Source organism: Citrobacter sp. RHBSTW-00570 (genome assembly GCF_013739755.1).
GTDB lineage: Bacteria > Pseudomonadota > Gammaproteobacteria > Enterobacterales > Enterobacteriaceae > Citrobacter > Citrobacter braakii.
The window spans coordinates 2,743,990-2,765,173 of sequence record NZ_CP056399.1; the positions used below are offsets into that span (position 1 = coordinate 2,743,990).

Consider the following 21,184-nt stretch of genomic DNA (forward strand, 5'->3'; position numbering starts at 1 on the left):
TATGCTGAAAACGATTCGTAAACACGGTATTACTCTGGCGCTGTTTGCAGCGGGCTCGACGGGGTTAACCGCGGCAATCAATCAATTAACCAAGTCCACCATTGATGAACAGGCCGCGCTGCAGCAAAAAACGCTGTTCGATCAGGTTCTGCCAGGCGATCGCTACAATAATAACTTGTCCGAAAGTTGTTATCTGGTCGATGCGCAGGCGTTGGGTAAAGGCACTCACCGAGTGTATATTGCCCGCCAGGACGATCGTCCCGTTGCAGCAATTCTTGAAGCTACGGCGCCAGATGGTTATTCCGGGGCTATTCAACTGCTGGTTGGTGTCGATTTTTCGGGTACCGTGTTGGGTACGCGGGTGACCGAACATCATGAAACGCCAGGGCTGGGTGATAAAATCGAACTGCGACTGTCCGACTGGATCACACACTTTAGCGGCAAAACGATCGCTGCGGGTAACGACGCTCACTGGGCGGTGAAAAAAGACGGCGGCGACTTTGACCAGTTTACTGGCGCAACCATTACGCCACGTGCGGTAGTTAATGCAGTAAAACGCGCCGGTTTGTATGCGCAGACGCTGCCCGCGAAACTTCCTCAACTTAGCGCCTGTGGAGAATAAACCATGAGCGAAATTAAAGACGTTATTGTCCAAGGGTTATGGAAAAATAACTCCGCGCTTGTGCAGTTACTCGGGATGTGTCCGCTGTTGGCCGTTACCTCGACCGCCACTAACGCGCTGGGCCTGGGACTCGCGACTACGCTCGTCCTGACGCTGACGAACCTGACGATTTCAGCCCTTCGTCGCTGGACACCGCCTGAAATTCGTATTCCGATTTATGTCATGATCATCGCCTCCGTGGTGAGCGCGGTGCAAATGTTGATCAATGCCTACGCTTTTGGCCTGTATCAGTCTCTGGGCATCTTTATCCCACTGATTGTGACCAACTGTATTGTTGTTGGCCGCGCTGAAGCCTTCGCAGCCAAAAAAGGCCCTGCGCTATCCGCACTCGATGGCTTTTCCATCGGCATGGGAGCAACTGGCGCCATGTTTGTTCTGGGCTCGCTACGTGAAATAATTGGTAACGGTACACTCTTTGATGGCGCAGACGGTTTGTTGGGTAGCTGGGCCAAAGTATTGCGCGTTGAGATCTTCCATACCGATACGCCGTTTCTGCTGGCCATGCTGCCACCAGGCGCGTTTATTGGCCTGGGTCTGATGCTGGCTGTTAAGTATCTGATTGATGAGAAAATGAAGAAACGTCGTGCCGAGGCGGCTGTCACGGACAGTCCGGCCGGTGAAACAGGGAATGTGTAATGAACAAAGCAAAACGGCTGGAAATACTGACGCGCCTGCGTGAGAACAATCCGCATCCGACAACCGAGCTAAATTTTACATCGCCGTTCGAACTGCTGATTTCAGTCTTGCTCTCCGCGCAGGCCACCGATGTCAGCGTCAATAAAGCGACGGCTAAGCTCTACCCCATCGCCAATACGCCAGCCGCGATGCTGGAGCTTGGCGTTGAAGGGGTTAAGTCCTACATCAAGACAATCGGTTTATTTAACAGCAAAGCGGAGAACGTGATTAAAACCTGCCGCATTCTGCTGGAGCAACATAATGGTGAAGTGCCTGAAGACCGGGCCGCATTAGAAGCCCTGCCCGGGGTTGGGCGAAAGACGGCTAATGTGGTGTTAAATACCGCCTTTGGCTGGCCCACTATTGCCGTAGACACCCATATTTTTCGCGTTTGTAATCGTACCCAGTTCGCACCGGGTAAAAACGTAGAGCAGGTTGAAGAGAAGCTGCTGAAAGTCGTACCCAGTGAATTTAAAGTCGATTGCCATCACTGGTTAATTCTTCATGGCCGCTACACCTGTATAGCCAGAAAGCCGCGCTGCGGTTCCTGCATTATCGAAGATCTTTGCGAATTCAAAGAGAAAGTCGATATCTGATGCTGCCGGGGCATACTGCTTGCCCCTCGCTAACATAACGATTAGTTATGCACTCCCCTGAGTTTATTTTCCCGACAATGATGCCGTTCAACCGCGCATATCTAATGCAATATTCTTGTTAATTAACACCTGAGCAGGTTAATCGTTTTTTTAGTAAAAGAAATTTCTATCTATACGTGATCCAGATCATCCAGATAACACAATGTTAAAAAATATTTATTTTTTAGTTAAAGTGACAATCAGATGACCTAACTGAACAGTTTCTAAACAAAACATTACACTGGCTATTTTTCAGATAATGGCCTATATCACTGGATTCAAGCGCAAATAGCAGAACATATCGCCACATTGCGGTTTTTACCCTGATTAAACAGTGTAAAAATCTGCCATTTTTCAAATGAAGAAATTTAACGCTAGATAACATTTCACAGTCCCGACGATTTCACCAGTCATGATATATGTAACAGATTATTACAAACCACTTGTCTGAATGGTCAAGATAGTGAACATTACTTGCCGTTTCCCCTCCCACTATAACAATCGGACGGATGAACTTGACTCATCACGTGCCTGAACACCCCCGTTGATATGGGATGTAAAAAAAGAGGTAAAAGTGTCTACTGCAAACAATAAACCAACAGAAAGCGTGAGTTTAAACGCCTTCAAACAACCAAAAGCGTTCTATCTCATTTTCTCTATTGAGCTGTGGGAGCGTTTTGGTTATTACGGCCTGCAAGGAATTATGGCCGTCTACCTGGTTAAACAACTGGGTATGTCAGAAGCGGATTCCATCACCCTTTTCTCGTCCTTTAGCGCCCTGGTGTACGGTCTGGTTGCCATTGGCGGCTGGTTAGGTGATAAAGTTCTGGGTACAAAACGTGTCATTATGCTGGGTGCCGTTGTCCTGGCCATCGGTTATGCGTTGGTAGCATGGTCTGGTCACGATGCGGGTATCGTTTATATGGGCATGGCGGCCATCGCGGTCGGTAACGGCCTGTTTAAAGCAAACCCATCATCCCTGCTCTCTACCTGCTATGCCAAAGATGACCCGCGTCTTGATGGTGCATTTACCATGTACTACATGTCCGTCAACATCGGTTCATTCTTCTCTATGCTGGCAACACCGTGGTTGGCTGCGCATTACGGCTGGAGCACCGCGTTCGCTCTGAGCGTCGTGGGTATGCTGATTACCGTTGTTAACTTCGCATTCTGTCAGCGCTGGGTTAAACAGTACGGTTCTAAACCTGACTTTGAGCCGATCAACTTCCGTAACCTGTTGCTGACTATTGTTGGCGTCGTGGTGCTGATCGCGATTGCAACCTGGTTGCTGCACAACCAGCAGATCGCACGTATGGTTCTGGGCGTCATTGCTCTGGGTATCGTGTTTATCTTCGGTAAAGAAGCATTCACCATGCACGGTGCTGCGCGTCGTAAAATGATCGTCGCCTTCATTCTGATGCTGGAAGCGATTATCTTCTTCGTGCTGTACAGCCAGATGCCGACCTCACTGAACTTCTTCGCGATTCGTAACGTTGAGCACTCTATTCTTGGCATTGCTTTCGAACCTGAGCAGTACCAGGCACTGAACCCGTTCTGGATCATCATTGGTAGCCCAATCCTCGCCGCTATCTATAACAAGATGGGCGATACCCTGCCGATGCCAACCAAGTTTGCGATTGGTATGGTGCTGTGTTCCGGTGCGTTCCTGATCCTGCCTCTGGGTGCTAAATTCGCTACCGATGCGGGCATCGTTTCCGTTAACTGGCTGATCATCTGCTACGGTCTGCAAAGTATCGGTGAACTGATGATCTCCGGTCTGGGTCTGGCAATGGTGGCTCAGCTGGTTCCGCAACGCCTGATGGGCTTCATCATGGGTAGCTGGTTCCTGACCACTGCCGGTGCAAACATCATCGGTGGTTACGTAGCCAACATGATGGCTGTACCAGAGAACGTCACTGACCCGCTGATGTCCCTTGAAGTCTACGGTCGTGTGTTCCTGCAGATTGGTGTTGCTACGGCTGTTATCGCTGTTCTGATGCTGCTGACGGCACCGAAACTGAATCGTATGACTCAGGACGATGACGTCAATGAGAAAGCCTCTAAGGCCGCGACAGCGTAATTCTCAGGGAAACTCTTTTTCAGGCCGCTAACTGGTGTTAGCGGCTTTTTTTTTGCCTGAGCTAGCACTACCATACGATATACCTCAGCCAAAAGGAGTTACCGATGAAACTGTTCTACAAACCGGGCGCTTGTTCTCTTGCTTCCCACATCACACTTCGTGAGAGCGGTAAAGATTTCACGCTGGATGGTGTTGATCTGATGAAGAAGCGTCTGGAAAACGGCGATGATTTTTTCGCGGTAAACCCAAAAGGGCAAGTTCCCGCGCTGCTGCTGGATGACGGTACGCTACTGACCGAAGGCGTCGCCATCATGCAATACCTGGCGGACACCGTTCCAGACCGTCAACTCCTTGCCCCGACCAGCAGCCTCTCCCGTTACAAAACCATTGAATGGCTTAACTACATTGCGACAGAACTGCATAAAGGCTTTACCCCACTGTTCCGTCCCGATACGCCGGAAGACTTCAAGCCAACCGTTCGCGCGCTGCTGGAGAAAAAAATGCAGTATGTGAACGACGCGCTGCAAGATAACCAATGGATCTGCGGTTCGCGCTTCAGCATTGCGGACGCCTATCTGTTCACCGTGCTGCGTTGGGCGTATGCGGTTAAGCTGAATATGGCAGGGTTAAGTAATATCGATGCGTATATGGCGCGTATGGCTGAACGTCCGGCGGTTGCTGCGGCGTTGAAAGCAGAAGGGTTAAATTAATTGTTGTTGCCGGGAAGCGCTTGCGCTTACCCGGCCTACAGCCAAACGCAGGCCCGATAAGCGTGAGCGCCATCGGGCATTGGTTACAGCTGCGTCGCGCTGAAGTAGTGTTCAGGCTTCGCGATACAATCCTGCGCAGCCACGACCTGCAGCTCATACTCGTGCATTTTTTTGGTGGCAATCATCACTTCGTACACCGCCGCCGTCACGTGCTCCAGCGCCTGCTGTAAAGACGCGCCCTGCAGCAGTTTAACCAACAATAAGCCGCTGGTGACATCACCTACGCCAACCGGTTGACGTGCGCCAAAATCGACTAACGGTCGGCTGATATGCCACGCCTGTTCAGCAGTAACTAACAGCATCTCGAAACGATCTGCGCTGATACCCGCGCGAGCCAGATGCTTCACCAGCACAATCTCTGGTCCCTGGGCGATGAGCTCACGCGCTGCCGCCACGGCCTCATTGACATTGTTTACCGCATGCTCGCACAGAATTTCGAGCTCAACTAAATTCGGGGCGATAATATCGCTGGCCGGAAGCGCATGGCGTACATGAAACTCCGCTACGCCCGGCGCGACGATACACCCTTTTTCTGGATGGCCCATCACCGGGTCACAAAAATATTTCGCCTGCGGATTGGCCGCTTTTACTTTGCGTACAATACCCAGAATATGCTCGCCCTGTTCAGCCGAGCCAAGATAGCCGCTCAGTACTGCGTCACAAGTCTGGAGTTTATCGATATCGGCAATGCCCTGGACAACGTCAGTCAGATGACTCGGCGGCATAACGCAACCGGTCCATTTGCCGTACTGTGTGTGGTTAGAAAACTGAACGGTATTCAGCGGCCAGACATTTGCGCCAAGACGACGCATTGGAAATTCTGCTGCACTGTTGCCCGCATGACCAAAAACAACGTGGGACTGGATGGCGAGGATATTCTTCATTTTACTTACCACAACCCTGAAAAAATAAAGGGGCGTAGTTTCCCACGCCCCTGCTAACTAAATCTTACTTCCAGCAAATCAGACAATAGTTCTTCTTGCCACGGCGCAGTAAGGTGTAGCGCCCGAACAGGATATCACTCTCCTGGAAGAAATATTCCGGATCGGATTGCTTCTCACCGTTGATGGTCACCGCATTAGACGCGATAGTCTTACGTGCCTGGCCGCGAGAAGGTTGCAGCTCGGAGTCCACCAGCGCCTGCATCAGATCGGCACCTTTGTCCATCTCGATCATCGGCACGCCATCCTGCGCCAGCTGTTCGAAATCCGCTTCGCTCAAATCGCTCAGATTACCGTTGAACAAGCTTTCGGTAATACGTTTTGCCGCTACCAGCCCTTCTTCGCCGTGAACCAGACGCGTTACTTGCTCAGCCAGAACATACTGGGCGCGCGGCGCTTTACCGCTATTTTTATCTTCTTCTTCCAGCGCATTGATCTCTTCAATGTCCATGAAAGTAAAGAATTTCAGGAAGCGATAAACATCCGCATCGGCGGTGTTAATCCAGAACTGGTAGAATTTGTACGGACTGGTTTTCTTCGGATCCAGCCACACAGCGCCGCCTTCCGTCTTACCGAATTTCGTACCGTCAGCTTTAGTGATCAACGGAACGGTCAGACCAAACACCTGGTTCTGGTGCAGGCGACGGGTCAAATCGATACCCGAAGTAATGTTGCCCCACTGGTCAGAACCGCCAATCTGCAGCGCAACACCGTGCAGTTTGTTCAGGCAGGCAAAGTCATAACCCTGCAGCAGGTTGTAAGAAAACTCGGTAAAAGAGATCCCCTGATCGTCACGGTTCAGACGCTGCTTCACCGCTTCTTTGTTGATCATCTGGTTAACGGAGAAGTGTTTGCCGATATCACGCAGGAAAGTCAGTACATTCATACTGCCAAACCAGTCATAGTTGTTCGCAGCAATCGCCGAGTTGTCGCCACAGTCGAAATCGAGGAACGGCGCAACCTGTTTGCGGATTTTATCCACCCACTCCTGCACGGTGTCTTCGGTATTCAGTTTACGCTCGGCGGCTTTAAAGCTCGGGTCACCAATCAGACCGGTTGCGCCGCCCACCAGTGCGACAGGCTTATGGCCTGCCTGCTGGAAGCGTTTCAGGCATAACAATGGAACCAGATGCCCCAAATGCAAGCTGTCAGCGGTAGGATCGAAGCCGCAATAGAGCGCGATCGGGCCTTGCGCCAGTCGCTCTGCTAACGCTTCCTCGTCCGTCACCTGGGCCACCAGCCCCCGCTCTTGCAATTGTTTAATCAAGTTACTGCTTGCCATCAAAATCTCCATGTATAAAACGACTGCACCTTAGCCGGTACACGACTTTTCGCCTGATGCGAAAGAAACATAGAATAAAGCGCCGGATTGTTCAGCACCAGCGCTTAAAACAAGAATTTTGCATCTTTAGGGGGCCAGGCGATCAATTTTCCACGCGTTATCTTCGCGTTGGTATAAAAAACGATCGTGCAGACGGTTTTCGCCACCCTGCCAGAACTCCATCTGCTCAATACTTACGCGAAAGCCTCCCCAGAAACTGGGCAGTGGAACTTCTCCTTGCTGAAACTTCTGCTTCAGTTCGAGGAATTTGCTTTCCAGAATACCGCGCGCGGAGATCCGACTGGATTGCTTAGAGACCCAGGCGCCAATCTGGCTATCACGTGGGCGACTGTGGAAGTATTTCACCACTTCCAGCGTGGAAAGGCGCTCAGCCTTGCCGATCACCATCACCTGCCGTTCCAGCGTATGCCAGGGAAACAGGAGGCTGATGCGTGGGTTTTTCTCAATCTGATGTGCCTTACGGCTACCGAGGTTGGTATAGAACACCAGCCCTTTGTCATCATAATGTTTGAGCAACACGATACGCTGATAAGGCTGACCGTTTTCATCGACGGTAGCAACGACCATCGCTGTGGGATCGGCCAGTTTGGCGTCACAGGCTTGCCCCAGCCAGCGCTCGAACAGCGCAAGGGGTTCGGAGGGAAGATCGCGGCGGCGGAGACCGCCTTTCGTGTATTCACGGCGCAAATGCGCGATTTGCTGCAATTCGTCGTTATCAGACATGATGTTGGCTACGGATTGTCAGTGGGTGACGCTATTGTGCGCCGCCCAGGTGAAAATCTCAACGCTTCGGGTTCTGTAACTGACAGTTATTTAGCACAATTCTGTCTCGTTTATAGACCGTTGCCTCGTCGCCTTTAGACCAGAAGACGTAAATACCATCGGTATAGCGAGCACCTGATGCCGACACGCCCTGTTTGAGGTTCAATAGCTGATTATCATAAACAAAACTCGCCATCTGACGGGTATTGTTCAGCTTCACGGTAAGCGGTTTTTCGTCACAGCGGTATTCGAGCGTATCCGTTTGCATACGCTCGACAAATTGGTTGTACACGCTGCACCCGCTAAGCAGTACCGGCAGACACACTAACAACAGTTTTTTCATAGCCATATCCTGAAGACTTTCCTGGTCCTGGAGGGTAATGGCACCCTCCCTAATATCCCTAGTTTATCGACATATGGAGCTGAATAATTTCAGTTAACTCTGAGTTCGTGGGTTAGCGGGATAAATCGCCCCTAAAACGCTCGGTTCTGATGCGCCGGTCACGGAAGGCAGATTTCCCGGTAATCCCGCCAGCGTTCGCCACGCCAGCCAGGCAAAAGCCAGGGCCTCCATATCATCGCCGCTGATCCCAGCCTCATCGGTTGAGGTGACCTCTGTCCCTGGCAATAACGCCGCCAGACGCATCATCAGCAGCGGATTACGGCTGCCGCCGCCGCATACCATTAGCCGTTCACAGCCTCCGCTTAGCAAGACCTGCTCGGAAATGGTCACGGCCGTCAGTTCGGCAAGCGTCGCCTGCACATCCCGCGGGCTTATTCCCGGGAACTGCGCCATATGACGTTCTATCCAGCCATAATTGAAATACTCGCGGCCAGTGCTTTTCGGCGCAGGCGCAGAAAAATAAGGATCGTTAAGCATATTTTGCAGTAAAGGCAGGATCACCGTTCCCGATGTGGCCCACTGCGCATCTTTGTCGTAGGGTTGGCCGCATTGCCGCCAGATCCAGGCATCCATCAGCATATTGCCCGGCCCGGTGTCGTAACCGCGAACGGGTTGCTGTGGGATAAGCAGAGACAGATTGGCAATTCCGCCGATGTTTAGCACCATCCGCCGCTCCGTTGGATGAGCCAACAGCGCCTGATGAAAAGCGGGAACCAACGGCGCGCCCTGCCCGCCGAGAGCGATATCGCGGCGACGAAAATCGCCGATCACCGTTATCCCGGTACGCGCAACGATTTGATTGTTGTCGCCAATTTGCAGCGTGTGCGGCGCGATTCCCGTCGGTTCATGCCACACGGTTTGCCCATGACAGCCAATCGCAACGATCTCCTGCGGTTTCAATTTTTCCTGTGCCAACAGTGCATTCACCGCCTCGGCAAACAGATAACCGAGCTGTGCGTCGAGTTGGCCAAACTGCGATAGCGTAAGCTGCTGCCCCTGGCAGATATCCAGGATCGCCTGCTTTATATGGAGAGGGATAGGCCAGGTCAGACTCGCCTGTTGCGCAACCATCGTTTCATCTATTGTCGCCAGCACAACATCGACGCCATCAAGGCTGGTTCCAGACATTACACCGATAAAACGGCCCGATTTCATATGTCATCCTTTTAAGCAAATTAGCCTTGACACTCAACCATAAAGTGCCGACTAATGCCATGCTTCCTTAATGATTTTTGAGGGCTAATCATTACAATGGACGCTTTATTACATCAATTATATGAATGATTCGTTTATACTCGGTATATCCGATTTCGGTTAAGATTTTCATATTGTTCCAGTAGAACATGTGACCTTAGGCTCACAAGTGCCATATAATTTAGCCATGAAGGGTGCTTTATTAGCGTTTCGTGGTGTTAAAGGAGATTTGTAAATGATTAAACGTGTGCTGATTGTTGCATTAATGGGTGTGTCTTTGGCGGGCTGCGTTAACAATGATAGCCTTTCAGGCGACGTATACACCGCATCCGAAGCGAAACAAGTTCAGAACGTTACCTACGGTACAATTGTTCATGTTCGTCCGGTGCAAATCCAGGGTGGTGATGACGCAAACGTGATTGGCGCCATTGGTGGTGCGGTACTCGGCGGGTTCCTGGGTAACACCGTCGGCGGCGGTACGGGTCGTTCATTAGCCACGGCGGCTGGCGCAGTTGCCGGTGGCGTAGCGGGTCAAGGCGTACAAGGTGCGATGAATAAAACCCAGGGTGTAGAACTGGAAATCCGTAAGGACGACGGTAATACCATCATGGTGGTTCAGAAACAGGGTGCAACCAAGTTCTCAGCTGGCCAGCGCGTTGTTATGGCTAACAACGGCAGCCAGGTTACCGTGTCTCCACGCTAATCGAATTCACGTGTGGTCAGGCTCTGGCCACACGTCATCTTATCGTTTCAGCCCTGTGACTGCAGTTCAATAATATTGTGTTCCAGTCTGGCGACCAGTTTAATCAGCAGATCAATTTCCTCAGCTGAAATCCCTTCCAAAATTTCTCCACGCGTCTTGTTGATAACCGCTTCCATATCTGCAATCAGCGGCTCTGCTTTTTCTGTCAGTTTAATTCTCTTTGCCCGACGATCGCTGGCGCAAGTCTGTCGTGAAATGAGTCCCTTTTCTTCCAGCTGGTCAAGCGTGCGTACCAACGAAGGCTGCTCGATGCCAATCGCTTTAGCCAACTGAATCTGCGATTGATCAGGCGGCAATTGATGAATGTTGTGCAGCGTAACCCAATGCGTCTGCGTCAACTCCAGAGGTTTCAGGCGATGGTCAATCAGAGCACGCCAAATGCGCACCAACCGTGCCAGATCAGAACCTAATGGCGATTCCAATTTCATCTCCTTATAATTAGCTTGCTAAGTTATTATGCTGATTTTAGAATAGTGTGCAGCATTTGTATTCCCAAAACAAATGTATTGCCAAATTTGCTTACCGGCTGACATTTTTTCAGACATTATGCGTTACAGAGACTCATTGTCTCTTTTTTGCTAAACCTATAGCAATGCTCTCTTCCGCCAAGGATTTTGCCCGTGAAGTTTATGTTTAATGCAACAGGATTGCCCCTACAAGATTTAATGATCGGAGCATCTGTCTACTTCCCTCCTGTTTTCAAGGCGTTTGTAGCAGGATTTATTCTCTGGCTGATTGTTCATCGCCTCCTGCGCGACTGGATTTACTCCGGCGAAATCTGGCATCCCCTGTTAATGGATCTGTCACTCTTTACGCTTTGCGTATGTCTGGCCTTTGTAATGCTGATTGTGTGGTGATTATGTCGCTTAAAACCATTAAATACTTCTCCACCATTATAGTCGCTGCCATCGCAGTTTTCGCCGGATGGTGGATGTGGAATTACTATATGCAATCGCCCTGGACACGTGATGGCAAAGTGCGAGCTGAGCAGGTCAGCATCACGCCGCAGGTCTCAGGCAGCATTAGCGAACTCAATATAAAAGATAACCAGTTTGTTAACAAAGGCGATGTCCTTTTTATCATCGACAAGACGCCGTTTCACATTGCTGAACTGAATGCGCAAGCGCAGCTGGCGAAGGCACAGTCCGATCTGGCGAAAGCCAATAACGAAGCCAACCGCCGCCGTCATTTATCGCAAAATTATATCTCAGCCGAAGATCTGGATACTGCTAACCTCAACGTGAAAGCCATGCAGGCCAGCGTTGAAGCAGCCGAGGCCAGCCTGCGCCAGGCACAGTGGCAACTGACGCAGACTGTGGTCAAAGCGCCCGTAGCGGGCTGGGTCACCAACCTTTCAACTCGTACTGGAGACTACGCCTCAACCGGTAAGCCCCTGTTTGCCCTTGTCGACAGCCACTCTTTCTATGTGATGGGGTATTTTGAAGAAACCAAATTGCGCCACATTCGTGAAGGTGCGCCTGCGGTTATCACGCTCTACAGCGGCAACATAAAGTTACAGGGTCACGTATCCAGTATTGGTCGCGCCATCTACGACCAAAGTGTGGAAAGCGATTCCGGTCTGATTCCCGACATCAAACCCAATGTGCCGTGGGTGCGTCTGGCCCAACGCGTTCCGGTCCGCATCGAATTCGACGCTCTGCCGCAGAATGTCACCCTAGTTTCTGGTACGACCTGCAGCGTGTCTATCGGCCAGCGTAAATGAAACTGTCCCACCTGATGCCAGGCCATTGGCCGTGGTTTAAAGCCACGGTAGCGCAGTGGCGTTATGCGTTGCGAAATACCATTGCGATGTGTCTGGCGTTAACGTTCGCCTATTACCTGAATCTGGATGAGCCCTACTGGGCGATGACCTCGGCGGCAGTGGTCAGCTTTCCCACCGTCGGCGGGGTTATCAGCAAAAGTCTGGGTCGTGTTGCGGGTAGCTTACTGGGCGCCACCGCCGCGTTGATTATTGCCGGTCATACCCTCAATGAGCCGTGGTTGTTTTTGCTGAGCATGTCAGTGTGGATCGGTTTTTGTACCTGGGCATGCGCGCATTTCACCAATAACGTCGCCTATGCCTTTCAACTGGCCGGTTATACGGCGGCGATCATTGCTTTTCCCATGGTCAATACCATAGAGATTACGCAGTTGTGGGATATCGCTCAGGCCCGCGTATGCGAGGTCATCGTCGGTATCCTGTGCGGCGGCATGATGATGATGATCCTGCCCAGCACCTCCGATGGCACCACGTTGCTTACCGCGCTGAAAAACATGCATTCGCGTTTACTGGAGCATGCCAGCTTACTCTGGCAACCGGAGACAACAGATGCGATTCGCACAGCCCATGAAGGTGTTATCGGTCAGATTCTGACCATGAACCTGCTGCGCATTCAGGCGTTCTGGAGTCACTACCGTTTTCGCCGTCAAAATGCGTTGCTCAATTCGCTGTTGCATCAGCAGTTACGTATGACCAGCGTGATATCCAGTCTGCGCAGGATGCTACTGAACTGGCCCAATCCCCCGGCTAATACCCGGCAAATCATCGAACAACTGCTCAGCGAGCTGGTCAAATCCAATACCGACACCTACACCGTCGCGCGTATTATCGCCCCCCTGCGTCCCCTCGATGCGCGCGACTATCGGCACGTCGCCTTCTGGCAACGACTGCGTTATTTTTGTCGGCTGTACTTACGCAGCAGTCATTATCTGCATTTACTGGAAAATGGCGTTACCGCCGAGCGTATTACTATCGCCCGCACGCCAGGACTTGCCCGTCATACCGATAATGCGGAAGCCCTCTGGAGCGGATTGCGTACGTTCTGTACCCTGATGCTTATCGGCGCATGGAGCATTGGCGCGCAATGGGAATCAGGCTCTGGCGCACTAACGCTCGCGGCCATCAGCAGCGTGCTCTATTCCGCCGTAGCCACGCCGTTCAAGTCACTTTCTTTGCTGATGCGCACGCTGGTTCTGCTGTCGCTGTTTAGCTTTGTGGTTAAGTTTGGCCTGATGGTGCAAATCTCTGACCTCTGGCAATTCATTCTGTTTCTCTTCCCGTTGCTCGCTACCATGCAACTCCTGAAGCTGCAAATGCCAGCGCTGGCGGGTCTTTGGGGACAGCTAATCGTGTTTATGGGATCGTTTATCGCGGTGACTAATCCGCCGGTTTATGATTTTGCTGATTTCCTGAATGACAATATGGCGAAAATAACCGGCGTGGCGCTATCGTGGCTGGCATTCGCCATTCTACGGCCCGGATCGGATGCGCGGAAAGGTCGCCGCCATATTCGCGCCCTGCGCCGGGATTTTGTCGATCAGCTCAGCCGACATCCCTCGCTCAGTGAAAACGAATTTGAGTCGCTGACCTATCACCACGTCAGCCAGCTCAGCAACAGTCAGGATGCACTGGCGCGACGCTGGCTATTGCGTTGGGGGGTTGTCTTGCTGAACTGCTCGCACGTGGTGTGGCAACTGCGCACCTGGGAGGTGCGTTCAGATCCTCTGGCTCGCGTCAGAGACGTGTGTATTTCGCTGCTTCGCGACGTAATGAGTGAGCGCGGCGTCCAGCAACGACCGCTGAATGCCACGCTGAGTGAGCTACAGCGTATTTGCGACACGCTCGCCCACCATCATCAACCTGCGGCGCAAGAACTGTCGGCGCTTATCTGGCGACTACACTGCTCGCTTTCTCAGCTCGAACAGGCGCCTCCGCCGGGTACGCTAGGCAATTGATTATTTGATAACGCCACAAGCGTAGCGCGCTCCGCCACCGCCAAGCGGTTTTGGTTGATCGGACATATTATCGCCACCGACATGGATCATCAGCGCTTTGCCTTTAACCTCATCGAGCGTTTTCAGCCGCGGCGCAATGACCGGTGTTGTGGCGTTACCGTCGTTATTCACCACCAGCAGCGGCAGGTCGCCCATGTGGCCTGCGCCTTCCGGACCTTCGTGCTTGCCGGTTTGGTGCGGATCATAATGGCCTCCAGCCGATTCCGCGGCTGAGGCTTTTCCTTCTTTAATCGCCGGTTGGCAACTGCCATTCGCATGCACATGGAAGCCATGTTCACCCGGCGGTAGCGCTTTCAGATCGGGCGTAAACTCCAGCCCTTTCCCGGTTTCAACAATAGTGACCGTACCAATCGCCTGGCCGACGCCTTGCGACGTTACCAGATTCATCGTCACTTTTTCTTCACTGGCAGCCTGCGCACCTGCACAGGCGAGTAGAGTAATAATGGCCAAACTCAAACGCTTCATAAGACCTCCGTCCAAAAGGTGTCTGATTGATAAGTGTAAACCAGTGACACAAATTTGAACGGAGAAGCGTCAAAAACGCGATTACGGTACGTCGTAACCCAGCGCGGCTTTGCGAATACGGAACCACTGCTGGCGAGACATGTTCAATGACTCAGACTCAACGGCAGCACGTACACGCTCTATCTTCCCTGAGCCAATAATCGGCAGCGGCTGAGACGGCAGACGTAAAATCCAGGCGTACACCACCTGCTCAATGAACTGCGCGTTTAACTCTTCTGCGATTGTGGCAAGTTCATTACGTAATGGCTGGAACGCATCGTCATTAAACAGACGACCACCGCCGAGGCAGGACCAGGCCATCGGACGAATGCGTAGTTGTTGCAGTTGATCTAAAGTACCATCCAGCAGGAGCGGCTGATGTACCGGTGAGATCTCAACCTGGTTAGTCGCCAGCGTGAACGGCAGACGCGATTGCAGCAGTGAGAACTGTGCCGGGGTGAAGTTAGATACGCCAAAGTGACGCACTTTTCCGCTATGGTGCAATTTTTTGAACGCGTCGGCGACGTCGTCCGCATCCATGAGCGGATCGGGACGGTGGATGAGCAGCAAATCAATATGATCGGTCGCCAGTAACTTCAACGATGCTTCCGCACTGGCAATAATATGCGCGCTGTCGGTGATGTAATGACCCAGCGCATTTTCCGTGCGCGCCGTCGTGGCGATCCCGCACTTGGTAACAATCTGCATTTTTTCACGCAGATGCGGGGCCAGCTTCAGTGCCTCACCAAACGCCGCTTCACACTGGTATCCGCCGTAAATATCGGCGTGATCGACGGTGGTAACACCCAGATCCAGATGTTCTTCAATAAAGCTGACTAGCTGGCGCGCGGACATATTCCAGTCCATCAGGCGCCAATACCCCATTACAAAGCGAGAAAATTCCGGACCTTGCGGCGCAATAGTAATACGCTGAACCATAGCAGCTTCCTTATAAGTGAATGTGCATCGAGTATACGCAATTACGCTTTTAAAAGAGTGAAGGTTGTTGCGGTTCTTCCGAAGGGTTGGCTTTGTTTGCTCGTAATTTACGCATCAGGCGCTGACGACAAAGCCGTAGCACTTCCTGCTTTTCGGCATCGCTCATCTTTTGCCAGTTAAAACGCTCATCCCGACTGCGAAAACAGCCACGGCAAAAACCGCGCTCGTCAGACTGACATATTCCACGGCATGGGCTCTGGACGGGGAAAAACTCCAGCTGTTCGGCCACATCCCCTCCTTTCGTAAGATTGATATACCTATTGAAGACGTTAACTGAATTTCTCGCAAGCGCTATTGCATTAGACCGACTGGTCTATTACACTCCTTTCCATGAACAAAATCACTGAACACGATACACGCGAACATCTGCTGGCGACTGGCGAACTGCTGTGCATGCAGCGCGGTTTCACCGGTATGGGCTTAAGCGAACTACTGAAAACCGCTGAAGTCCCCAAAGGTTCGTTTTATCACTATTTTCGCTCTAAAGAAGCGTTCGGTGTTGCGATGCTGGAACGCCACTATGCGGCCTATCATCAGCGACTGGCTACGCACTTTGATACGGGGGCAGGAAACTATCGCGACCGTATTCTGGCCTACTATCAGGAAACTCTGAACCAGTTTAGCCAGCACGGCATTATCAGCGGTTGTTTAACCGTAAAACTGTCTGCCGAAGTGTGCGATCTGTCAGAAGATATGCGCACGGCGATGGATAAAGGCGCGCGGCACATTATTGCGCTGTTAGCGCAGGCGCTGGAGAAAGGTCAGGCAAATCATTGTCTGTCCTTTGTTGGCGAGCCGTTACAACAGGCGCAGGTATTGTATGCTCTGTGGCTGGGCGCCAACCTGCAGGCCAAGATTTCTCGTAGCGCCACCCCGCTGGAAAATGCGCTGGTGCACGTTAAAACCATCATTACTACGCCTGCCGTTTAACAGGCGTTTTTATTTCTTTTATTACTAGACGACCGGTCTATTCAGGAGTGCCATATGTCATCTGAAAAACTTTTTTCCCCACTGAAAGTGGGTGCTATTACGGCAGCAAACCGCGTATTCATGGCGCCACTGACGCGTCTGCGCAGCATTGAGCCTGGCGACATCCCTACTCCGCTGATGGCCGAGTATTACCGTCAACGCGCCAGCGCGGGTCTTATCATCAGTGAAGCTACACAGATTTCCGCGCAGGCGAAAGGCTATGCGGGGGCACCCGGCTTACACAGCGAAGCGCAAATTGCCGCATGGAAAAAAATCACCGCTGCCGTACATGCGGAGCAAGGTCATATTGCGGTCCAGCTGTGGCATACCGGGCGCATCTCTCACGCCAGTCTGCAGCCCAACGGTCAGGCACCGGTCGCACCTTCCGCGATTAGCGCCGGTACCCGGACCTCGCTGCGTGATGAAAATGGTCTGGCAACGCGTGCGGATACCTCAATGCCGCGTGCGCTGGAAACGGAAGAAATTCCCGGCATCGTTAATGACTTCCGTCAGGCGATTGCCAACGCGCGCGAAGCGGGTTTCGACATGGTTGAACTGCACTCCGCTCACGGCTATCTGCTGCACCAGTTCCTGTCGCCAACGTCTAACCAGCGTACCGATCAATACGGCGGCAGCATCGAAAATCGTGCACGTCTGGTGCTGGAAGTTGTCGATGCCGGTATTAAAGAATGGGGTGCCGATCGCATCGGTATTCGCGTCTCCCCGATTGGCTCATTCCAGAACGTTGACAACGGCCCGAACGAAGAAGCCGATGCGCTGTATCTGATTGAACAACTGGGCAAGCGCGGAATCGCTTACCTGCATATGTCTGAGCCGGACTGGGCTGGCGGCGAGCCGTATTCCGATGCGTTTCGCGAAAAAGTTCGTGCGCGTTTCCACGGTCCGATCATTGGTGCGGGTGCCTACACACCTGAAAAAGCAGAAGCACTGATCGAGAAGGGCCTGATCGACGCCGTTGCTTTTGGTCGCGCCTATATCGCTAACCCGGATCTGGTTGCGCGCCTGCAGCGTAAAGCGGAGCTGAATCCGCAACGTGCCGAAAGCTTCTACGGCGGCGGCGCGGAAGGTTACACCGATTATCCTACCCTCTAACGTCACAAACTCCGTTCTGCCATTGATAGCGGCGTAACAACGCCGCTATACTAAAACAACATTTTGAATGTATTAGCCATTTTCGAAGGGGAAAAAGATGCGTTTACTTCATACCATGCTGCGCGTGGGTGACCTGCAGCGTTCCATCGAGTTTTATACCAACGTGCTGGGCATGAAGCTGCTGCGAACCAGCGAAAACCCTGAATACAAATACTCCCTGGCCTTTGTCGGCTACGGTCCTGAAACCAGCGAAGCCGTGATCGAACTGACCTATAACTGGGGTGTCGACAAGTATGAGCTGGGCACTGCCTACGGCCATATCGCCCTGAGCGTAGACAACGCGGCCGAAGCCTGTGAACGTATTCGTCAGAATGGCGGTAACGTCACGCGTGAAGCCGGTCCGGTAAAAGGCGGCACCACCGTAATTGCGTTCGTTGAAGATCCAGACGGTTACAAAATTGAACTGATCGAAGAGAAAGACGCCGGGCGCGGCCTGGGCGACTAACCTCCCCACGGGCGCAGATCGTCTGTGCCCGTAGTTTTATACTCATCATTTTGCCATAATACGCGCTGCAATTTTCCCGTATTAAGAGACCCAGATGTCCGATAACGCTCAACTTTCCGGTCTGTGTGACCGTTTTCGTGGTTTTTATCCTGTCGTCATTGATGTCGAAACCGCAGGGTTCAATGCCAAAACCGATGCGCTGCTTGAGATCGCAGCCATCACACTGAAAATGGATGAACAAGGCTGGCTGATGCCGGACACGACGTTACATTTCCACGTAGAGCCATTTGAAGGCGCGAATTTGCAGCCGGAAGCCCTCGCCTTTAACGGAATTGACCCTAACAATCCGCTACGCGGCGCGGTCAGCGAATATGACGCTCTGCATGCCATCTTTAAAATGGTGCGTAAAGGGATTAAAGACAGCGGCTGCAATCGGGCGATCATGGTGGCGCATAACGCTACGTTCGACCACAGTTTTATGATGGCCGCTGCAGAACGCGCCTCGCTCAAACGTAATCCATTTCATCCGTTCGTCACCTTTGATACTGCGGCCTTAAGCGGCCTGTCTCTGGGGCAAACTGTGTTATCGAAAGCGTGCCTGGCGGCAGGAATGGAATTTGACGGGACTCAGGCGCACTCGGCGCTGTATGACACCGAACGGACGGCCGTGCTGTTTTGCGAAATTGTTAACCGCTGGAAACGTCTCGGCGGCTGGCCTCTTCCCGTGCCTGAAGAGGCATAACGGACCGATAAAAAAAGCGACCATCACGAGGTCGCTTTTTTATTTACGCTGATATTATTCAGCGTCCGGCTCTTCGGTTTTGTATTTCGCCGCTGTTTCTTTAATCAGCTGCTGCAACTCACCGCGCTGGTACATTTCGATCAAAATGTCACAGCCGCCAACCAGCTCGCCATCAACCCACAGCTGCGGGAAGGTTGGCCAGTTTGCGTATTTCGGCAGCTCGGCGCGAATATCCGGGTTCTGCAGAATATCAACATAAGCAAAGCGTTCACCACAGGCGGACAGCGCCTGCACAGCCTGAGCGGAGAAACCGCAGCTTGGCAGTTTAGGGGAACCTTTCATGTATAGGAGAATCGGGTTTTCAGCGATCTGGCGCTGGATTTTTTCGATAGTGGTGCTCATTATCTTGCTTCCTTAAACTTCTTTTACGGCAGTAGTCTGACATTGTAGCGGGTCAGACAGGCAACGGAAAATAACATTTTCATTACGCGTTATTATTTTATCCCCTGACGCCAAAAGTTGCATTCACAATCTCATTTATCCCCTTAAAGCCTGTGGATTTGATTATTCGTTCACCAACGCCAACTTTAATTGCTGATTTTTTTTGCGGTCGGTTACGAAACGTAGTTTTAAACAAAAAAGCTATTAACTTTCCCTCTTTCTATAGATTAGAATCATCAAGTTTTGAAAATCACACGCAGGCATGATAGACCTGCCTTACCAGAGGATTGCTCAGTGGCGCGGATAAACCGAATCTCGATCACGCTCTGTGCTTTACTTTTTACTACACTGCCCTTTACGCCCATGGCTCATGCTTCCAAGCAGGCCAGGACGACACCTACCCATTCCCACACCATCAAAACGGTAGATAAAAAGAAAAGCGCAACAACCAGCCAAAAAACAACAAAGACCAGCAAAAAAACGGCGACAAAAACCACCAGCAAAACCAGCACCAAAACCGCTTCCTCTTCTAAACATCGCACTGCCGCTCCGGCAAAGTCGACTAAAACGGCAAACCGTCGTGGTAAAAACACCGCAGCACAAACCGCTGCCGTTACCTGGACTGAAAAATGCACGCCGCGCAAAGGTCATAAGCCGCGCTGTGTAAAAGTGAAAACCACCGCACCAACGACGCTGGCTGACGCGCATAAAGTGAAAGTGCAGAAAGCCACTAAAACCGCCATGTCCACGCTGATGAACCAAATCGGCAAGCCTTATCGCTGGGGCGGCACCTCACCAAGAACCGGGTTTGACTGCAGCGGTCTGGTCTATTACGCCTATAAAGATCTGGTGAAATTCCGCATTCCACGCACTGCGAACGAAATGTATCATCTGCGCGATGCCGCGCCGATTGAACGTGGCGAACTGAAAAATGGCGACCTGGTATTTTTCCGTACCCAGGGGCGTGGAACTGCCGATCACGTTGGCGTTTATGTTGGCAACGGTAAGTTTATTCAGTCACCGCGCAGCGGCCAGGAAATTCAAATCACCTCTCTGAGTGAAGATTACTGGCAGCGCCACTATGTGGGCGCTCGTCGGGTAATGACGCCAAAAACAATTCGTTAAAAACTTACCCTACAGTACATGCTGTAGGGTAAGTTCTTCTTTTGCATAACCTTTCAATTTGCTACCCTATCCTTACTCACAATGAGGCTATTGTGTGTACTCAATATAAATAATAAGGAGAGAAGCAATGTCGTTTGAATTACCTGCATTACCGTATGCCAAAGATGCTCTGGCACCGCACATTTCTGCCGAAACGCTGGAATATCACTATGGCAAACACCATCAAACTTACGTGACTAATCTGAACAACCTGATTAAAGGCACGGCGTTTGAAGGCAAATCACTGGAAGAGATCGTACGTAGCTCTGAAGGCGGTGTATTCAATAACGCAGCACAGGTATGGAACCACACGTTCTACTGGAACTGCCTGGCACCGAACGCAGGTGGCGAACCTACCGGTAAACTGGCCGAAGCAATTGCCGCCTCCTTTGGCAGCTTTGCGGTTTTCAAAGCGCAGTTCACCGATGCCGCTATTAAAAACTTCGGTTCTGGCTGGACCTGGCTGGTAAAAGGAACGGATGGCAAACTGGCTATCGTTTCCACCTCCAATGCAGGTACACCGCTGACCACCGACGCGACGCCGCTGATGACCGTTGACGTATGGGAACACGCCTACTACATCGATTATCGCAATGCCCGTCCTGGCTACCTGGAAAACTTCTGGGCGCTGGTGAACTGGGAATTTGTTGCGAAGAACTTCGCAGCATAAAAAAGATGACGCAGAAGGAGAACCCTTCTGCGTTT

Annotated in this window: 24 protein-coding genes and 1 pseudogene; 15 read left to right on the top strand and 10 right to left on the bottom strand. The window is 51.8% G+C overall.

Going from position 1 to position 21,184, the window contains the following annotated elements:
- Position 1 precedes the first annotated feature (1 nt).
- The 5 genes from rsxG (at position 2) to gstA (ending at position 4,782) form a co-directional block, all read left to right on the top strand.
- Positions 2 to 622, top strand: a complete 621-nt coding sequence (gene rsxG, locus HV237_RS13035; protein WP_047358431.1) for an electron transport complex subunit RsxG — start codon at positions 2 to 4, stop codon at positions 620 to 622.
- A gap of 3 nt (positions 623 to 625) precedes the next feature.
- Positions 626 to 1,318, top strand: coding sequence for an electron transport complex subunit E (locus HV237_RS13040; RefSeq protein WP_016153005.1), 693 nt, complete (start codon positions 626 to 628; stop codon positions 1,316 to 1,318).
- The gene (gene nth / locus HV237_RS13045) at positions 1,318 to 1,953 is read left to right on the top strand and encodes an endonuclease III (protein WP_016153004.1); all 636 of its coding nucleotides are present in this window, start codon (positions 1,318 to 1,320) and stop codon (positions 1,951 to 1,953) included. The genes HV237_RS13040 and nth overlap by 1 nt, the downstream gene beginning before the upstream one ends.
- A gap of 613 nt (positions 1,954 to 2,566) precedes the next feature.
- The gene (gene dtpA, locus HV237_RS13050; protein ID WP_016153003.1) at positions 2,567 to 4,072 is read left to right on the top strand and encodes a dipeptide/tripeptide permease DtpA; all 1,506 of its coding nucleotides are present in this window, start codon (positions 2,567 to 2,569) and stop codon (positions 4,070 to 4,072) included.
- Between the two features lie 104 nt (positions 4,073 to 4,176).
- The gene (gene gstA / locus HV237_RS13055; RefSeq protein WP_016153002.1) at positions 4,177 to 4,782 is read left to right on the top strand and encodes a glutathione transferase GstA; all 606 of its coding nucleotides are present in this window, start codon (positions 4,177 to 4,179) and stop codon (positions 4,780 to 4,782) included.
- 83 nt (positions 4,783 to 4,865) lie between these two features.
- Here the strand turns inward: gstA and pdxY are convergent, their stop codons facing one another.
- From pdxY to anmK, 5 genes are all read right to left on the bottom strand, one after another.
- On the bottom strand, positions 4,866 to 5,726 hold the full coding sequence (gene pdxY, locus HV237_RS13060) for a pyridoxal kinase PdxY (protein WP_047358432.1): 861 nt from the start codon (positions 5,724 to 5,726) through the stop codon (positions 4,866 to 4,868).
- 64 nt (positions 5,727 to 5,790) lie between these two features.
- Positions 5,791 to 7,065 carry a tyrosine--tRNA ligase gene (gene tyrS, locus HV237_RS13065; protein WP_003836431.1) on the bottom strand — a complete coding sequence of 425 codons (1,275 nt, stop codon included), beginning with the start codon at positions 7,063 to 7,065 and terminating at the stop codon, positions 5,791 to 5,793.
- A 126-nt stretch (positions 7,066 to 7,191) separates the two neighbouring features.
- A complete protein-coding gene (gene pdxH / locus HV237_RS13070; RefSeq protein WP_047358433.1) occupies positions 7,192 to 7,848 on the bottom strand; it encodes a pyridoxamine 5'-phosphate oxidase in 657 nt (218 codons plus the stop codon).
- Positions 7,849 to 7,906: 58 nt separating this feature from the next.
- Complete coding sequence (gene mliC, locus HV237_RS13075) at positions 7,907 to 8,236, bottom strand: C-type lysozyme inhibitor (RefSeq protein WP_085951051.1); 330 nt, start codon at positions 8,234 to 8,236, stop codon at positions 7,907 to 7,909.
- 87 nt (positions 8,237 to 8,323) lie between these two features.
- Positions 8,324 to 9,445, bottom strand: coding sequence for an anhydro-N-acetylmuramic acid kinase (anmK, locus tag HV237_RS13080; RefSeq protein ID WP_016152999.1), 1,122 nt, complete (start codon positions 9,443 to 9,445; stop codon positions 8,324 to 8,326).
- Positions 9,446 to 9,719: 274 nt separating this feature from the next.
- Between anmK and slyB the strand changes: the two genes are divergently transcribed.
- Positions 9,720 to 10,187: an outer membrane lipoprotein SlyB gene (gene slyB, locus HV237_RS13085; RefSeq protein WP_046276343.1), complete on the top strand. Its 468-nt coding sequence runs from the start codon at positions 9,720 to 9,722 to the stop codon at positions 10,185 to 10,187.
- 47 nt (positions 10,188 to 10,234) lie between these two features.
- Here the strand turns inward: slyB and slyA are convergent, their stop codons facing one another.
- Positions 10,235 to 10,675 carry a transcriptional regulator SlyA gene (gene slyA / locus HV237_RS13090; protein WP_019076732.1) on the bottom strand — a complete coding sequence of 147 codons (441 nt, stop codon included), beginning with the start codon at positions 10,673 to 10,675 and terminating at the stop codon, positions 10,235 to 10,237.
- 192 nt (positions 10,676 to 10,867) lie between these two features.
- On the opposite strand from slyA, the gene HV237_RS13095 reads away from it, so the two are divergent.
- The 3 genes and pseudogenes from HV237_RS13095 (at position 10,868) to HV237_RS13105 (ending at position 14,007) form a co-directional block, all read left to right on the top strand.
- Complete coding sequence (locus HV237_RS13095) at positions 10,868 to 11,104, top strand: DUF1656 domain-containing protein (protein ID WP_016152997.1); 237 nt, start codon at positions 10,868 to 10,870, stop codon at positions 11,102 to 11,104.
- Positions 11,105 to 11,106: 2 nt separating this feature from the next.
- Complete coding sequence (locus tag HV237_RS13100) at positions 11,107 to 11,970, top strand: HlyD family secretion protein (RefSeq protein WP_016156431.1); 864 nt, start codon at positions 11,107 to 11,109, stop codon at positions 11,968 to 11,970.
- Positions 11,967 to 14,007: pseudogene (locus tag HV237_RS13105) on the top strand (FUSC family protein). The gene HV237_RS13100 and the pseudogene HV237_RS13105 overlap by 4 nt, the downstream one beginning before the upstream one ends.
- On the opposite strand, the gene sodC reads toward HV237_RS13105, so the two are convergent.
- The 3 genes from sodC to HV237_RS13120 all read right to left on the bottom strand — a co-directional run bounded on the left by sodC (position 13,983) and on the right by HV237_RS13120 (position 15,774).
- Positions 13,983 to 14,507, bottom strand: coding sequence for a superoxide dismutase [Cu-Zn] SodC (gene sodC, locus HV237_RS13110; RefSeq protein ID WP_016152994.1), 525 nt, complete (start codon positions 14,505 to 14,507; stop codon positions 13,983 to 13,985). The pseudogene HV237_RS13105 and the gene sodC sit on opposite strands and share 25 nt — an antisense overlap.
- 81 nt (positions 14,508 to 14,588) lie before the next feature.
- Positions 14,589 to 15,485, bottom strand: a complete 897-nt coding sequence (locus tag HV237_RS13115; RefSeq protein WP_047358435.1) for an aldo/keto reductase family oxidoreductase — start codon at positions 15,483 to 15,485, stop codon at positions 14,589 to 14,591.
- A gap of 49 nt (positions 15,486 to 15,534) precedes the next feature.
- On the bottom strand, positions 15,535 to 15,774 hold the full coding sequence (locus HV237_RS13120) for a DUF1289 domain-containing protein (RefSeq protein WP_016156428.1): 240 nt from the start codon (positions 15,772 to 15,774) through the stop codon (positions 15,535 to 15,537).
- Between the two features lie 101 nt (positions 15,775 to 15,875).
- Here HV237_RS13120 and HV237_RS13125 point away from each other — a divergent pair, with 101 nt between their 5' ends.
- From HV237_RS13125 to rnt, 4 genes are all read left to right on the top strand, one after another.
- Positions 15,876 to 16,475, top strand: a complete 600-nt coding sequence (locus tag HV237_RS13125; RefSeq protein WP_047358436.1) for a TetR/AcrR family transcriptional regulator — start codon at positions 15,876 to 15,878, stop codon at positions 16,473 to 16,475.
- Between the two features lie 54 nt (positions 16,476 to 16,529).
- Positions 16,530 to 17,627 (top strand): alkene reductase, encoded by a 1,098-nt coding sequence (locus HV237_RS13130; protein ID WP_047358437.1) that lies wholly within the window; start codon positions 16,530 to 16,532, stop codon positions 17,625 to 17,627.
- 97 nt (positions 17,628 to 17,724) lie between these two features.
- Positions 17,725 to 18,132 (top strand): lactoylglutathione lyase, encoded by a 408-nt coding sequence (gene gloA, locus HV237_RS13135; protein WP_003029198.1) that lies wholly within the window; start codon positions 17,725 to 17,727, stop codon positions 18,130 to 18,132.
- A gap of 94 nt (positions 18,133 to 18,226) precedes the next feature.
- Complete coding sequence (gene rnt / locus HV237_RS13140; protein ID WP_016152990.1) at positions 18,227 to 18,874, top strand: ribonuclease T; 648 nt, start codon at positions 18,227 to 18,229, stop codon at positions 18,872 to 18,874.
- 54 nt (positions 18,875 to 18,928) lie between these two features.
- Here rnt and grxD read toward each other — a convergent pair whose 3' ends face one another.
- Positions 18,929 to 19,276: a monothiol glutaredoxin 4 gene (gene grxD, locus HV237_RS13145; RefSeq protein ID WP_003832760.1), complete on the bottom strand. Its 348-nt coding sequence runs from the start codon at positions 19,274 to 19,276 to the stop codon at positions 18,929 to 18,931.
- Positions 19,277 to 19,609: 333 nt separating this feature from the next.
- Between grxD and HV237_RS13150 the strand changes: the two genes are divergently transcribed.
- Both HV237_RS13150 and sodB read left to right on the top strand, forming a co-directional pair.
- Entirely contained in the window at positions 19,610 to 20,440 is an 831-nt protein-coding gene (locus HV237_RS13150; RefSeq protein ID WP_019076728.1) for a C40 family peptidase, read from the top strand.
- Positions 20,441 to 20,567: 127 nt separating this feature from the next.
- Positions 20,568 to 21,149 carry a superoxide dismutase [Fe] gene (gene sodB, locus HV237_RS13155; protein WP_047358438.1) on the top strand — a complete coding sequence of 194 codons (582 nt, stop codon included), beginning with the start codon at positions 20,568 to 20,570 and terminating at the stop codon, positions 21,147 to 21,149.
- Positions 21,150 to 21,184 lie beyond the last annotated feature (35 nt).

Coding starts and splice junctions, on each gene's coding strand:
- sodB (WP_047358438.1), top strand. CDS start 20,568: ATGTCGTTTGAATTACCTGCATTACCGTATGCCAAAGATGCTCTGGCA.
- rsxG (WP_047358431.1), top strand. CDS start 2: ATGCTGAAAACGATTCGTAAACACGGTATTACTCTGGCGCTGTTTGCA.
- HV237_RS13115 (WP_047358435.1), bottom strand. CDS start 15,485: ATGGTTCAGCGTATTACTATTGCGCCGCAAGGTCCGGAATTTTCTCGC.
- slyB (WP_046276343.1), top strand. CDS start 9,720: ATGATTAAACGTGTGCTGATTGTTGCATTAATGGGTGTGTCTTTGGCG.
- pdxY (WP_047358432.1), bottom strand. CDS start 5,726: ATGAAGAATATCCTCGCCATCCAGTCCCACGTTGTTTTTGGTCATGCG.
- tyrS (WP_003836431.1), bottom strand. CDS start 7,065: ATGGCAAGCAGTAACTTGATTAAACAATTGCAAGAGCGGGGGCTGGTG.
- slyA (WP_019076732.1), bottom strand. CDS start 10,675: ATGAAATTGGAATCGCCATTAGGTTCTGATCTGGCACGGTTGGTGCGC.
- gloA (WP_003029198.1), top strand. CDS start 17,725: ATGCGTTTACTTCATACCATGCTGCGCGTGGGTGACCTGCAGCGTTCC.
- HV237_RS13125 (WP_047358436.1), top strand. CDS start 15,876: ATGAACAAAATCACTGAACACGATACACGCGAACATCTGCTGGCGACT.
- HV237_RS13130 (WP_047358437.1), top strand. CDS start 16,530: ATGTCATCTGAAAAACTTTTTTCCCCACTGAAAGTGGGTGCTATTACG.
- rnt (WP_016152990.1), top strand. CDS start 18,227: ATGTCCGATAACGCTCAACTTTCCGGTCTGTGTGACCGTTTTCGTGGT.
- anmK (WP_016152999.1), bottom strand. CDS start 9,445: ATGAAATCGGGCCGTTTTATCGGTGTAATGTCTGGAACCAGCCTTGAT.
- mliC (WP_085951051.1), bottom strand. CDS start 8,236: ATGGCTATGAAAAAACTGTTGTTAGTGTGTCTGCCGGTACTGCTTAGC.
- HV237_RS13040 (WP_016153005.1), top strand. CDS start 626: ATGAGCGAAATTAAAGACGTTATTGTCCAAGGGTTATGGAAAAATAAC.
- nth (WP_016153004.1), top strand. CDS start 1,318: ATGAACAAAGCAAAACGGCTGGAAATACTGACGCGCCTGCGTGAGAAC.
- pdxH (WP_047358433.1), bottom strand. CDS start 7,848: ATGTCTGATAACGACGAATTGCAGCAAATCGCGCATTTGCGCCGTGAA.
- sodC (WP_016152994.1), bottom strand. CDS start 14,507: ATGAAGCGTTTGAGTTTGGCCATTATTACTCTACTCGCCTGTGCAGGT.
- grxD (WP_003832760.1), bottom strand. CDS start 19,276: ATGAGCACCACTATCGAAAAAATCCAGCGCCAGATCGCTGAAAACCCG.
- gstA (WP_016153002.1), top strand. CDS start 4,177: ATGAAACTGTTCTACAAACCGGGCGCTTGTTCTCTTGCTTCCCACATC.
- HV237_RS13100 (WP_016156431.1), top strand. CDS start 11,107: ATGTCGCTTAAAACCATTAAATACTTCTCCACCATTATAGTCGCTGCC.